This is a genomic window from Photobacterium andalusiense (assembly GCF_900185625.1).
Lineage (GTDB): Bacteria > Pseudomonadota > Gammaproteobacteria > Enterobacterales > Vibrionaceae > Photobacterium > Photobacterium aquimaris.
The window spans coordinates 66,021-79,852 of the sequence record NZ_FYAJ01000006.1 but is presented as its reverse complement, the minus strand read 5'-3'; the positions used below and the strand labels follow the sequence as shown (position 1 = coordinate 79,852).

Sequence of the window (13,832 nt, the reverse complement as noted above, 5' to 3'; positions counted from 1 at the left end):
ACACCTTGTTAAGCCTAAATGTCCCTAACTGCATGAGTATAATCATGAAAAAAACTGTTTTTGTAGCGAGTTTATTGATGGCGATAACATTACTCTCGCCAACCACTTATGCAAAACCGCCACTAAATAGCGCGACTCAGTCAAATATTACCTACTACACCTTAGCGCCTGATATCACTACTAACTATATCATTGACGGTAATCGACTCGGCTATATTCGGCTCCAAGTTGACTTAATGATCACTGATAATAGCCAACTCATCAATATTGAACATCATGCCCCTTTAATTCGCGATACCATTATTAGCATCATCAGCCAACAATCAGAGCAACAAATAAAATCATTGACTGGACGTGAAAATATTCGCCAATTAAGCAAACAAAAAATCAACCAATTATTAGTTGCAGAAACAGGTCATGCTGCGATCAACGAGCTATTATTTACTAAATACTTGTATCAATAATCACAGCCACAAAAAAAGCGCCCTTCGGCGCTTTTTCATCAATATAACCGCTAATTATTATTAAGCTGCGGCAATTGCCGTTTGCGCTTGACGCTCAGTAATATAATCACCAATTAGCTGTTGCTGAGCTGCAGTTAAATACAAGCCTAACTTACTTCGTCGCCATAAAGCATCAGCGGCGGTTTGAACAAACTCATACGCAATAAGGTAATCAAGTTCATACTGGTAAATCCCTTCCCCAAAATGTTGCCCCATATCTGCTTCATCATTAATACCAGCAAAAAGTTTATCAACACATGAACCATAATTATGCGCCATACGTTGGCAGGTGAATTCGTCTAACCACGGATATTGTTGCTGTAAGCGTGCAGCTAACTTATCGCCATCAAAATCAGCGCTACCACCGGGTAAATAGCTATCTTTAGTCCATGGCGATCCCATCTTTGTATAAAAGGGAGCCAATTTTTCCAAAGCAGATTCAGCCAACTTACGGTAAGTGGTTAGCTTGCCACCAAACACCGACAATAATGGCGCTTCATCAGCTTGTTGTTCAAGCTCTAAAGTATAATCACGGGTCACAGCTTGAGGAGAGTCTGATTCATCATCACATAGCGGCCTTACACCACTCCAATTCCATACCACATCGTCACGTTGACATTGATGAACGAAATGGTTGTTATACACCTCAAGTAGATAATCAATTTCCTGATCATCAATCGCAACCTCGCGTGGATCACCATGATACTCAACATCAGTAGTACCAATAACAGAGAAGCGATCCAAATACGGAATCACAAACACAATCCGATTATCTTCGTTCTGAAGAATATAGGCTTGGGGTTGGTCATGGACCCGCGGCACCACAATATGTGAACCTTTAATTAACCGAATATTACGCGGTGAGGTTAAGTCTGTCTTTTGATCATAAAATGATTTCACCCACGGTCCAGTTGCATTAACCAATCCGTGCGCGCAGCGTTGAAAAGTTGCTCCCGTTAACACGTCTTTAATCGTCACTCGCCATATATCACCGTCACGGATGGCTGTTTCAACTCGGCAACGATTACGCACTTCAGCACCATGATTCATCGCTTCCATGGCATTTAAAATTACTAACCGTGCATCATCAACCCAACAATCAGAATACTCAAAACCTTGCTTTATAGTTGGCACTAACACTGATTCAGCACCAAACGATAGTCCTTTACTGGCCGCTAAAGTAGTACGCTTGCCAAGATGATCATATAAAAACAGACCAGCTCGAATCATCCATGCTGGGCGCAAATGAGGTTGATGTGGTAGCCGAAAGCGCATTGGCTTAGCAATATGAGGGGCTTTTTTTAATAATACTTCACGCTCAGCCAAAGCTTCTGCAACCAATCGAAACTCGTAGTGCTCAAGATAACGTAATCCACCATGGATCAATTTTGAACTTGCTGATGATGTCGCAGAAGCAAAATCATCCGCTTCATAAAGACCGACGCTCAATCCACGACCCGCAGCATCCGCAGCAATGCCAGTACCATTAATACCACCACCAATTACGATGAGATCTAAAATTTGACTATTGTCGAGGTCGCTTAATGATACTGTCATAATGTTCACACCCATCCAAAATTATATAACAAAACGAACAATTAAATGTTCGTTCGAAACTTATGATGTGATAGTAGCGGATATATTGATCTAATCCAGCATTGGTTAATATTGTTGTGACATATATTTGATCATTAGCGCAAATTTGGCTTTTATGGCAATAACAGATAAAAAAACGGGCTTCTATAACAGAAGCCCGTAAATAAGTGTCAGTGCCAATCTTGATCAGGGGTTACACCACCACCTCAAAATGGGTTTCATTTTGCTGCAACTGCTCAAGCAAACTTGCAGGCGGTAACTGATCGGTAAATAACATATCAACTTGACTAATATTGCCTAAGTTCACCATCGCATTGCGACCAAACTTGGTATGATCCACACCAAGCATGACACAACGGCTATTTTCAATGATCGCTTGTTTAACCCGTACTTCATGGTAATCAAAATCTAGCAGTGAGCCATCAAGATCAATGCCACTGATGCCTAAAATGCCGAAATCCAAGCGAAACTGTGACACAAAATCAAGCGTTGCTTCACCAACAATGCCACCATCACGATTACGCACTTCACCACCAGCTAAAATAACCCGAAAATCTTCTTTAGCCATCAACAAGCTAGCGACATTAAGGTTATTAGTCACGATCCGTAAGTCGTTGTGGTTCATTAATGCGCGCGCAACGGCCTCTGGTGTGGTACCAATATCAATAAATAACGTTGCACCATCGGGAATATGCCTCACCAATGCTTGAGCAATGCGATCTTTTTGTTCCAACTGTAATACTTGGCGAGTGCTATAAGCAGTATTGACTGAACTGGAAGGGATCGTCGCTCCACCATGATGACGACGAATTTTATTTTCATCAGCTAGCTCATTAAGATCACGACGAATAGTTTGCGGACTGACGTTAAAGCGTGCCACAAGATCGTCGGTACTGACGTATCCCTGACTCATGACTAAATCAATAATTTCTTGATGACGTTTACTTTGCTTCACGGCTGGAAAGCTCCTATCTATACCTGCCATATTCAGCAATGAAAGGTAATAAAAACAAGGCTTCGCCAATGCGAAGCCTTTTTATATTACTCACAGCTTTACTCAGAAGCCAAACTTAATCAGCCATTTTGTTGCTGTAACTCAAGTTGCTGTTGCTGATAGGCCTTCTTTTCACCAACCATAGTGATAATAAAAAAGAAAATCGCCAACACACAAGCACCTGTTAGAACAATAAAACCACCATCCCAACCAAAATGATCCACCGTATAGCCAAGCAATGCATTGGCAGCCACAGCGCCGCCTAAATAACCAAATAGACCTGTTAAACCTGCCGCTGTTCCAGCTGCTTTTTTAGGGGCTAGCTCTAATGCATATAAACCAATTAACATTACTGGGCCATAAATTAAAAAGCCAATGGCGACCAACGCCATCATATCAATACTTGGATTACCAGCAGGATTGAGCCAATACACTAACACCGCAATAGTCACTAGCGCCATAAATAGAATACCTGCAGGCGCGCGGCGACCTTTAAACAATTTATCAGATATCCAACCACATAATAACGTTCCAGGAATACCAGCCCACTCATAGAGGAAATATGCCCATGATGATTTATCAACCGTAAACCCTTTCGCTTCCCCTAAATACACTGGTGCCCAGTCTAGTACGCCATAACGAATCAAATACACAAACGCATTGGCAATCGCAATAAACCACAATAATTTATTATTAAAAATGTACTTAAAGAAAATTTCCTTCGCAGTCATCTCTTCTTCAAATGATTTATTATAACTTTCAGGATAATCATCTTTGTATTCTTCAATCGCTGGCAAGCCACAAGATTGCGGCGTATCACGCATCACCAACAATGTGAAACCTGCAACCAATAACGCAAATAAGGCTGGCACATAAAACGCTGAACGCCAATCATCATTAAATGCCCACAGGCCAAAGATAAATAATGGTCCAATTAAACCACCACCGACATTATGAGCCACATTCCATACCGAGACCAAACTGCCCCGTTCTTTATGCGACCACCAATGCACCATGGTGCGCCCACACGCAGGCCATCCCATTCCTTGAAACCAGCCGTTTAAAAACAGCAGGATAAACATCGCGGTAATACTGCCAGTGGCCCATGGCATAAAACCAAAGCACAGCATAACTATCGATGACAATATCAATCCAGAGGCTAAAAAGAAGCGAGGATTGGACCGATCGGATACATTCCCCATTAAAAATTTAGATAAGCCATAAGCAATTGATACCGCAGCGAGTGCAACTCCTAACTCGCCTCGACTATAGCCATATTCTTCAATCAAATAAGGCATCGCTAAGGAAAAGTTTTTTCTAACCAGGTAGTAGCCCGCATAACCAAAAAAAATGCCGACAAACAATTGCCACCGCAAGCGCTTATAAACCGGATCAATACTGCCATCAGGGAGGCGCTGTTTATGCGCTACTGGCGTAAATAAACCAAACATAGATGTTCCTTTCTGTTATTTCGTTACTGTAGTGCCATTGGCATATAGCAATACGCTACTGGCATCTTCTCAATGATAATTGTTAATCTTTCACTCAATAAATAGCCACACAGCTTTCGTTGTCGCTCAAAACGATGCGAATTATTGCGCGAATGAATAATTAAAAATGTGAAAACAGTCAAAAACAAACAGATAAATATGAATAGATATGAAAATTGGCAGGATTTATATCAATCTTGGACTCACTATCAACTAATCAACAGTTTTAGTTAATATTGATAGTGGTAGGAGTACCGTAATGATGCCGTCAAATGAAACATCATTACGGTCGTTTGAGGATTTAACGCGAAAAAACTATGATTTAGGCTTGATAAATTTGGCATCAACTAAAGCAATCGCACAACCAGTTAACAGTCCCATTAGATGAGCCATATTCGCAATCGCAATCCCAGCAGGCTCTGCAAAACCAATGATAAGCCACACCAACATGAACACCACGTAAGAGCGAGCAATCACTAACCCACGCTGCGGTGCCAGCCAGCCCATCCACCAGATATACCCTAATAACGCATAAACGACGCCAGATAAACCGCCAAAATTAGGCCCATCCAGCCAAAATTGACCAAAACCAGAAATCAATGATGAGATAAGAAACAGTTGCACTAATTTAGCTGAACCACTATGACGTTCAACTTGCCCGCCTAATAACCACCACCATAGACAGTTAAAAATCACATGTAAGGCAGAAAAGTGTAGTAATGCATGACTGAAGTAGCGCCATAACTGCCATTGATCACCATTCATAAATGGAAAATGAAACCAATCAAACAGTAGTGATTCAAATCCAAGTAACCACAAGCCATAGAGCACGAGTGATACCACCATCACCGTCAGTGTAAATGGTCCAGCTTGTGCTTTGACCATTGAGATCAAACTTGGACTTGAGTAATCAAATTTTGCGGTGCGACTTTCAGCTACTTGCCATGATGCTTCTTGATATTTGCTATTATTAGGATCAGCAATAAACGCATTCAATTCAGCTTCGGCTTCAATCAGGTATTGGCTATCTTGCAACCATAACGCAAATTTACCCTCAGGCTCTGGCGCTAAAGTCAGTTCAATACCCCGTGAAGCCATATAATCAATAAATGCTTGCGCATGACGAGGGTTATAAAATTCAGCTAAGCGATGCATAGTTATCACTCTTATAGATAAGATCTTCTAAGTATTAAACACCCGTTGTGGTTACATCAATAGTAACCACCCGCTGTTTATTACTTATTTTATCAATGGCAAACTTAACTAAGCTTGTACCATAGGTAATGCTTCACGACGCCAAGCCTCAAAGCCACCATCAACACTATACACTTGCTCATAGCCTTGATTTGCCAAATATTGCGCAGCCCCTTGACTGCTGACTCCGTGATAGCACATCACTAATACTGGCTGTTCAAAATCAACTTCATCCATAAATGCCACCATAGTGTCATTAGTTAAATGAAATGCCCTTTCAGCATGCGCGATAGCATAAGATTGAGGATCGCGAATATCGACCAGCACCGCCTCAGGATGTTGTAATAACTGCTGCGCATCGTGAACTGAAAGATGTTGAAACTGTTCCATACTATTTCCTTTTAATGATCCTAATAAGGACAACAAGTTATGCCAGCAGCCACGATTGCGATCAGCAATAACAACGGATCACCATCACATGATCCTGACACTGGGTTCGCCAAAATAATGCATTAGCGATCATTGTACCTTAGCTTAACGTGAGTATCTTCCACCAAAAAAATAGGGGTTTATCCACAATATAATTGCCCACATCAACAACAACACTTCAATAGCGACAAGGGCTTGTCGCTGACAACACTGCCATAGCGAACACAAAGTAACCAGTTGTGGAAAAGCCTGTGGATTGCGTTGATAATGTGGTTGCCGACAAAAAGATCCACTATATGTAGATCGGATCCTACTATAAGCTGTGGATAAGTTAATTAAACATACACACATCTATGCACAAATGTGACTTATAACACATAAAATCAGACAGATAACTCACTCACCACCCATGGGGATTACCTACGACTATTGATGACGATCAACAGCTATAAAAAAACCGACACTAAGGTCGGTTTCTTAATCATTAACGCCAGTGATCTATCAGTAAAAATCACCCACTGCTTCTTTTAACTTTTTCATGGCGTTCTTTTCTAACTGACGAATACGCTCAGCTGATACGCCATAATTGTCGGCTAAATCTTGCAGGGTTGATTTTTGATCATCTAACCAACGTGAACGAACAATGTGCTGGCTACGCTCATCTAAACTGGCCAATGCTTGTGATAGACGATTATTAGCATGGTTTTCCCAATTATTTTCTTCATAACTCAAGGCAACATCTGAGCCTTTATCTTCAAGGAAATAAGCGGGTGCCATCGGTGCTGAATCACGTTCATCATCATCATTTTGCATTTCAAACGTTGGATCTTGCGCCGCTAAACGTGATTCCATCTCGCGTACTTCAGCCGGTTCAACCCCAAGTTGTTCAGCAACCATGTTGACTTCATCGTTATTAAACCAACCTAAGCGCTTTTTAGACTTACGCAAATTAAAAAATAATTTCCGTTGTGCTTTAGTGGTAGCGACTTTTACTATGCGCCAATTGCGTAACACATACTCATGGATCTCCGCTTTGATCCAATGGACAGCAAAAGACACTAATCGCACCCCAACCTCAGGATTAAAGCGCTTAACTGCCTTCATCAAGCCGATATTGCCTTCTTGGATCAAGTCAGCAATCGGTAATCCATAACCAGAATAACCACGAGCAATGTGTACCACGAATCGTAAATGGGACATCACTAACGCTTTTGCCGCGTTAATATCGCCGTCATAGTGCAGCGCTTCAGCCAGCTCTTTCTCACGCTCAGGCGTTAGCATTGGATAACGGTTTACAGTCTGAATATAACTTTCAAGACTATCCGCCGAAACTAGAACTAATTTCGACATCTCATTTGACATTCGAAAACCTCGTGTAATTTTTGTGCGATCACAACGGTTATTGAGCACATGCTATCGTTGTGTGAACCGACAATGATGCCTGTAAACATAGTTCAAATGCAAGTCGAAGCGCAAATATATATGCTTATAAGCATCACTTTTTCTTATCGTACTGTTTTAAAACTCTTAACAATAATCGTTATACAGGTTTAATTTCACGCAAATGACGTCCAGCAGCAAGACGAGCGGCCATTAAGCCAAGGAAGGTTGCCACCATTACCATGATCAGTGTTTCATCCCAACTTAAACCCAACATTCTAAAATGACTGCCGTACAAATCAGAGAGTTTGGCAACCGCATCACCTAATAACAGTGTGACACCTTGAGTTAAGCCCCAGGCAATTAATGCCGCAATCAAGCCATACCAAACACCAACATAAAGATAAGGTCGTAAAATATAGCTATCTGTTGCGCCAACCATCTTCATTACTTGGATTTCGTCTTTATGACTTAATACTTGTAAACGTAAGGTGTTGCCGACAATTAAAAATACCGCAAACAGCATTAAACCCGACATTAACAGTGCCAAGGCAACGGCTAATTGTTGAATTGCAGCTAGGCGTTGTAACCAGTCTTTATCGAGACGCACTTCAGCAACGTGGCTCTGCTGCCCCAATTTTTGTGCGAGTTCATTGGCTTTTGCCGTTGTTTGCCAGTCATTATTAGGCTCAACAATCACCACTGCAGGTAGCGGATTATTTTGTTCATCAAACAAACTCAATGCTTTTTCAAAACCACCGTTTTGACGGAATTGCTTTAAGCCCTGCTCAGCAGTAATGTATTTAACACTGTTAACTTGTGACCAATTTTTAATTTTATCAGCCAACGCCTGACCATCATCATTAGTAGTATTATGCTTTAAATACAAAGTGATCTGGCTTGGGTTTTGCCATGCATCTGCCACAGCTGTAATGTTTTTTGCCATTAAGTAAAACGTACATGGCAAAGTTAACGCGACAGCCAATACTGCTAAGGTTAAAAAATTACCTAAAGGACGACGAAACATGTCTTTTAATGCTGAGCTTGCTTGCTGGCGATGAATTGCAAAAAAGCCAATAGATTTACGCGCCATGTGCCAGCTCCCTTAAATTACCTTTATGTAGGTCTAAACGACGATAATCACGGCTGGCAAGCAATGATGTATCATGGGTTGCCATTAATACTGCGACACCAACCCGATTAAATTCTTCAAACAAACGTAATATTTGTTGTGATAACTCAGCATCAAGATTACCAGTTGGCTCATCGGCCAACAGTAACATTGGTTTATTGACAATAGCGCGGGCAATACCAACCCGCTGTTGTTCACCGCCAGATAATTGGATAGGCAAACATTTTGCCTTATCCAATAATCCAACTTTATCCAAAGAAGCACTCACACGACGTTTGATATCATGTTCATTCATTTGTTCAACCCGTAATGGTAGAGCAATATTATCAAAAACACTGCGATCCATTAACAGCTTATGATCTTGAAAAATAATACCAATATTACGGCGCAAAAATGGAATTTGCTTATGTGGCAAACGAGTAATATCGTGACCATTGAACCAAATCTTGCCGTCACTAGGACGCTCAAGGGCACAAATTAATTTCAGCAGCGTACTTTTACCGGCCCCAGAGTGACCAGTAAGAAAAGCCATATCTGCTGGTTTTAGGTGAAAATCTACTTTTTGTAGGGCTTGCCTACCACCACGATAAGCTTTGCTTACCTGCTGAAATCGAATCACTTTATTATTCCTCGCTGCTAAATAATGCTTCTATAAACTCATCGGCCGCAAACGGTCGTAAATCATCAATGCCTTCACCAATACCAATATAACGAATTGGAATATTAAATTGATCAGCAATTGCAAAAATAACACCACCTTTAGCGGTACCATCTAATTTAGTGATGGTGATCCCTGATACAGGTGCCACTTCACTAAATAGTTTCGCCTGACTAATGGCATTTTGACCGGTACCTGCATCCACTGTCAGCATAATTTCATGCGGTGCTTCAATATCAACTTTCTGCATCACCCGCACGATCTTACGCAACTCTTCCATCAAGTTGCCTTTATTTTGCAAACGCCCTGCGGTGTCAGCAATAACAACATCAACATTTTTGGCTTTTGCTGATTCAATCGCATCAAAAATAACTGAAGCACTATCAGCACCGGTATGTTGAGCAATCACTGGAACATTATTACGCTCACCCCAGACTTGCAGTTGTTCAACCGCCGCAGCACGGAAAGTATCACCCGCCGCTAGCATCACTGATTTGCCTTCAGCCTGGAATTGCTTGGCTAATTTACCGATGGTGGTAGTTTTACCGACACCATTAACACCAACCATTAAAATAACATATGGCTTTTTGGTCATATCAACCACTAGTGGTTGTTCAACTTTAGCCAACATTTCACCTAGCTCATCTTTCAATAAGCCATAAAGCGCTTCACCGTCATTTAAATCACGACGTGATGCTTTGTCGGTGAGGTTATTAATGATCTTGAGTGTGGTATCCATCCCTACGTCGGCAATTAAGAGTTGTTCTTCTAACTCTTCAAATAATTCATCATCAATTTGCTTGCCACGGAATAAACCAAAGAAACCAGCACCAAAATTAGTTTTAGTGCGTTTTAAACCACGCATTAAACGGCTAAAAAAGCCTTCTGATTTTGGCTTTTCTTGTTCAACAGCAGCAGTTACAACTGCTGTGTTAGCCTCATCATCCACAGTGATAGTATCATCACTAACATTGGCTTTATCAGCAATATCGGCATTGTTTGTTAGTGATGACTCACTTTCATCATTAGCCTCAGTATTTTCTGACTTTTTATTTTCTTCAACGTCGGTATTTAGGTCATCAACACCACTATCGGTAACAATAGTATCGTTTTGATGATCATTTTCTTGCAACGTTGCAGCCAATTGGCGATCATTAGTTTCAGCAATTAATTCCGACTCGATGGGCGTGTCGAGCTCAATGTCATGATTATGACTGGCTTTTACCCCCTCATCGTCAGAGGAATGTGTTGATTTTGGGCTATCAACCGAGCCATCAACTACTGATTGTTCAGTAGCTTGTTCCTTTGATGCGTCGTTATCTTCAGAGCTAAATCCTAGCCATGAAAATAGTCCGCGTTTCTTTTTTTCTGCCATTGGCAAATCCTAGCGCTTGATTGGTACAATTTACGGCCTAAAAACAGGTGTATACTATCATTTTCTTAACGGTCAAAAAAATCTATGACGCAGCGAAGACAGCAAACAACTCGCAAAACACAAAATAATCGTCCTGGTGGGTTCGTTAGAATCATCAGCGGACAATGGCGTGGACGCAAATTACCCGTTCATGATGTCGAAGGACTCCGCCCAACCACTGACCGTGTCAAAGAAACACTTTTCAACTGGTTAGCGCAAGACATTTATCAATCTAAATGCCTTGACCTCTTTACTGGCAGCGGTGGCTTAAGTTTTGAAGCGCTTTCACGTGGTGCCGAAAGCGTTACTATGCTTGAGCTTGATAAAACAGCTGCCGCGCAACTAACAGTAAATCTCAATACTGTAAAAGCAACCAATGCTACCGTCATTAACAGTGATAGCTTACGCTTTTTGTCACAAACAGGTACGCCGCACGATATTGTTTTTATTGATCCTCCGTTTCGAAAAGATCTTATTCAAGATGTTATCACAGCGTTAGAAAATAATGGCTGGTTAACACCACATGCAATGATTTATATTGAAGCTGAAAAGGAATTAGGTCAGTTGGCAATCCCTAGCCACTGGCATTTACATCGCGAAAAAAGCGCGGGCCAAGTCTGCTACCGCTTATTTGCTAGAGAGGAACCATGAAAGCACTGATCATTACTGCCAAAATAGCGATAGCCTTAGTATGGTTAATATTGTTCATTAATATCGTTCACCCTTTTCCAGGGGTTTCAGCAATTGCGCTTTATATCATGACCGCATTTCTGTTCATGATGCACGGCTTACAAATGCTTATTTTTGTAGGTGCGTTTGGCGATAAAATCAATATGTCGCGTTGGGAGCATTGGTCAATTTTAATTTTTGGTATCTTCGCACTGCTTGATATTCGTCGCAAGCACATGATGTAACACCGATAAAGCGAGCAACATTATTGATGCTCGCTTTACTACCAACACTGCACCACTATTACTCCGCGCTATCGTGCTGACACTGCCAACATAGTTCAAATTGGCCCTGGTTAAGCTCACCACAATGACGACAATACCAATCTCGATAATCATTACGTAAATAGCTTTCAATAATAACTAACGCTTGTGGTCGTTGAGCTGCGGTTACCCATAACTGCACCTCCACAACCCCCATGGGGAGTTCACCCGCTGCTGCCGCTAATGCCTCACCAGTTAAACGGACTGATATTCCCATATTTTCTAATAAGCCTTTAACGCTATGGGCTTCTAAACTATTACTGGCGCCATACAAACATTGCCATTGCTGATCGGTCATCCACCTTCCTCATTACGTGAATTATCATTAATTAAAGATAGCAGTCATCATTCAAGCCTCTATCTTTAATATTAAACCGAAACTGTAAGTGGTTAAGTCTCACATAGTAAGAAAACGCCCCAATAACAACAATAACCACCAACCACACAGCCCAAAACAACCCCATAAAAAGCGAAAAAACACAACAAACAAACAATTCAAAAACAAATAGTTACATATTAAAACTCAAAAAATAAACACAAAAGACATCCGCCCACACCCAACAATCAATTACCCCATAAAAAAATACTAATAAAATCGCCAACATAATGAAAAACAAGCACTTTAACTATTTTATACACAAAAAACATAACCACCACAAATACAACAACAAAAAAACAATCACTAAATAGCCATACCATCAAACATTAGCCATTTTTGACCATTTTTAACAACAAACATAATTAAAAACAAAAAAACAGAGATTAAAAAAGAAGACAAAGTAAAAATAACACAATAAAACAACAACTTGAAAAAAAACAAAGCAACCAAAAAATAAAACAACATTAATATAACAACAATAAAAACACTGTTTTAATGATGATAAATAGCTTTTATTGACAACGTAAAATGTTTTTAAACTAGATATATGGCAGCTTAGCTTGCCAACACCACCAAAACAATGTTATCTTAATTGTCAAGATAAAAAACACCACCATCAGGGATGCGAAAATATGCTTACACACTCACAAAAACAAGGCCTTGTCATGATTGCTGTAGTTGTTGGTTTAATGACACTACCAATAATCTACTAAGCCATATTTAAGAAACAAAAAAATAGCGCCTAATGGCGCCATTTTTTTATCAGGGTTATCAATTTGGTTAATTGCTATAATGTGATGTGTTGCCAATGATAAAAATAGAACCCTAATGCAGCTAAGGTAATACCACCAAGTAATACCACTGCTACCCCCCATACCAAGCGGCTACTACGTGGCATTAACTCCTGCTCGCACTCCGAACATAAATCGATAAAACGCTGATAATCTCTTGATGATGACGTTGATGCATCTGTCGTTACTATTTGCTGATGCATAGTCACTAGCTGGTTAAGTTTATTCACAATATCATCAGGAAAGCGATTATCACAACTGTGAACTAATTGCGTTAAATCAGAACCTTTAGCATGATAATGTTGGCGCAGTAAATCTTCTAGCCGACGAGATTTATCAATCACTTGCTCAATATCCATCATCACCTCCCTCGATATTAAATAATCATTACCTTACCTAAGCTATCAATCCAATATAGTGTTTTAGTAAAATAATTGTATTTAGATCACGATTTTATTATCCATAGCTAGGGATGTAGAAATTTGCTGTGAATAATAGCGCGGTATTTATCTAATATAGCTTATTAACCACCAAGGAGTTTGGGAATGCCGATATGGATTATTGTCGTACTGTGCCTGCTATTTTTATTGGCATTAGCGTATTTTAGTTATAACTATCGCCGCCATATCTTAGGTCTTGATGCACCAGAAAAAAAAATTGAAGTACAAATTCTCGATAAACAAACTAACCGTATTATTGGTGCACAGCCAGGGGAAGAAGATGAGGAATATTGGTTTTATGTTCAGCCACTAACAGGTGGGCCTAAACGAGAATTTATGATTGGTATTCATTATTACCACGCTTTAAATCCCGGAGATATTGGCACTATGACTTATCGCGGTCAGCAATTTGTTCATTTTGCATTAAAACGTCAATAAGC

Annotated in this window: 15 protein-coding genes; 4 read left to right on the top strand and 11 right to left on the bottom strand. The window is 40.4% G+C overall.

The annotated features are described in order from the left end of the window. The first annotated feature begins 44 nt into the window (after window positions 1-44). Complete coding sequence (locus PAND9192_RS14330) at window positions 45-464, top strand: flagellar basal body-associated protein FliL (protein ID WP_087854331.1); 420 nt, start codon at window positions 45-47, stop codon at window positions 462-464. A gap of 60 nt (window positions 465-524) precedes the next feature. Here PAND9192_RS14330 and glpD read toward each other — a convergent pair whose 3' ends face one another. The 9 genes from glpD to ftsY all read right to left on the bottom strand — a co-directional run bounded on the left by glpD (window position 525) and on the right by ftsY (window position 10,751). After that, window positions 525-2,060, bottom strand: coding sequence for a glycerol-3-phosphate dehydrogenase (gene glpD / locus PAND9192_RS14325; RefSeq protein ID WP_087854330.1), 1,536 nt, complete (start codon window positions 2,058-2,060; stop codon window positions 525-527). A 232-nt stretch (window positions 2,061-2,292) separates the two neighbouring features. Then, window positions 2,293-3,054 carry a DeoR/GlpR family transcriptional regulator gene (locus tag PAND9192_RS14320; protein WP_060997734.1) on the bottom strand — a complete coding sequence of 254 codons (762 nt, stop codon included), beginning with the start codon at window positions 3,052-3,054 and terminating at the stop codon, window positions 2,293-2,295. A gap of 119 nt (window positions 3,055-3,173) precedes the next feature. Further along, entirely contained in the window at window positions 3,174-4,544 is a 1,371-nt protein-coding gene (gene glpT, locus PAND9192_RS14315; protein WP_087854329.1) for a glycerol-3-phosphate transporter, read from the bottom strand. A gap of 354 nt (window positions 4,545-4,898) precedes the next feature. Beyond that, entirely contained in the window at window positions 4,899-5,738 is an 840-nt protein-coding gene (gene glpG / locus PAND9192_RS14310) for a rhomboid family intramembrane serine protease GlpG (RefSeq protein WP_087854328.1), read from the bottom strand. Window positions 5,739-5,846: 108 nt separating this feature from the next. Then, window positions 5,847-6,167 carry a thiosulfate sulfurtransferase GlpE gene (gene glpE / locus PAND9192_RS14305; protein ID WP_087854327.1) on the bottom strand — a complete coding sequence of 107 codons (321 nt, stop codon included), beginning with the start codon at window positions 6,165-6,167 and terminating at the stop codon, window positions 5,847-5,849. A 540-nt stretch (window positions 6,168-6,707) separates the two neighbouring features. Next, window positions 6,708-7,568: an RNA polymerase sigma factor RpoH gene (rpoH, locus tag PAND9192_RS14300; protein ID WP_087854326.1), complete on the bottom strand. Its 861-nt coding sequence runs from the start codon at window positions 7,566-7,568 to the stop codon at window positions 6,708-6,710. Window positions 7,569-7,746: 178 nt separating this feature from the next. Beyond that, window positions 7,747-8,679: a permease-like cell division protein FtsX gene (gene ftsX / locus PAND9192_RS14295; protein ID WP_087854325.1), complete on the bottom strand. Its 933-nt coding sequence runs from the start codon at window positions 8,677-8,679 to the stop codon at window positions 7,747-7,749. Beyond that, the gene (gene ftsE / locus PAND9192_RS14290; protein WP_060997729.1) at window positions 8,669-9,337 is read right to left on the bottom strand and encodes a cell division ATP-binding protein FtsE; all 669 of its coding nucleotides are present in this window, start codon (window positions 9,335-9,337) and stop codon (window positions 8,669-8,671) included. Before ftsE ends, ftsX begins: the two co-directional genes overlap by 11 nt. Before the next feature lie 4 nt (window positions 9,338-9,341). Next, entirely contained in the window at window positions 9,342-10,751 is a 1,410-nt protein-coding gene (ftsY, locus tag PAND9192_RS14285) for a signal recognition particle-docking protein FtsY (RefSeq protein WP_087854324.1), read from the bottom strand. An 84-nt stretch (window positions 10,752-10,835) separates the two neighbouring features. Here ftsY and rsmD point away from each other — a divergent pair, with 84 nt between their 5' ends. Then, on the top strand, window positions 10,836-11,441 hold the full coding sequence (gene rsmD / locus PAND9192_RS14280; protein ID WP_065169232.1) for a 16S rRNA (guanine(966)-N(2))-methyltransferase RsmD: 606 nt from the start codon (window positions 10,836-10,838) through the stop codon (window positions 11,439-11,441). Continuing rightward, the gene (locus tag PAND9192_RS14275) at window positions 11,438-11,704 is read left to right on the top strand and encodes a DUF1145 domain-containing protein (RefSeq protein ID WP_036789251.1); all 267 of its coding nucleotides are present in this window, start codon (window positions 11,438-11,440) and stop codon (window positions 11,702-11,704) included. Before rsmD ends, PAND9192_RS14275 begins: the two co-directional genes overlap by 4 nt. A 58-nt stretch (window positions 11,705-11,762) precedes the next feature. Here PAND9192_RS14275 and PAND9192_RS14270 read toward each other — a convergent pair whose 3' ends face one another. Together PAND9192_RS14270 and PAND9192_RS14265 are read right to left on the bottom strand one after the other, a co-directional pair. Next, window positions 11,763-12,080, bottom strand: coding sequence for a putative signal transducing protein (locus PAND9192_RS14270; protein WP_060997726.1), 318 nt, complete (start codon window positions 12,078-12,080; stop codon window positions 11,763-11,765). A gap of 868 nt (window positions 12,081-12,948) precedes the next feature. Then, window positions 12,949-13,314 carry a DUF4145 domain-containing protein gene (locus tag PAND9192_RS14265; RefSeq protein WP_087854323.1) on the bottom strand — a complete coding sequence of 122 codons (366 nt, stop codon included), beginning with the start codon at window positions 13,312-13,314 and terminating at the stop codon, window positions 12,949-12,951. Window positions 13,315-13,497: 183 nt separating this feature from the next. Here PAND9192_RS14265 and PAND9192_RS14260 point away from each other — a divergent pair, with 183 nt between their 5' ends. Then, the gene (locus PAND9192_RS14260; protein ID WP_060997724.1) at window positions 13,498-13,830 is read left to right on the top strand and encodes a DUF2500 domain-containing protein; all 333 of its coding nucleotides are present in this window, start codon (window positions 13,498-13,500) and stop codon (window positions 13,828-13,830) included. Window positions 13,831-13,832 lie beyond the last annotated feature (2 nt).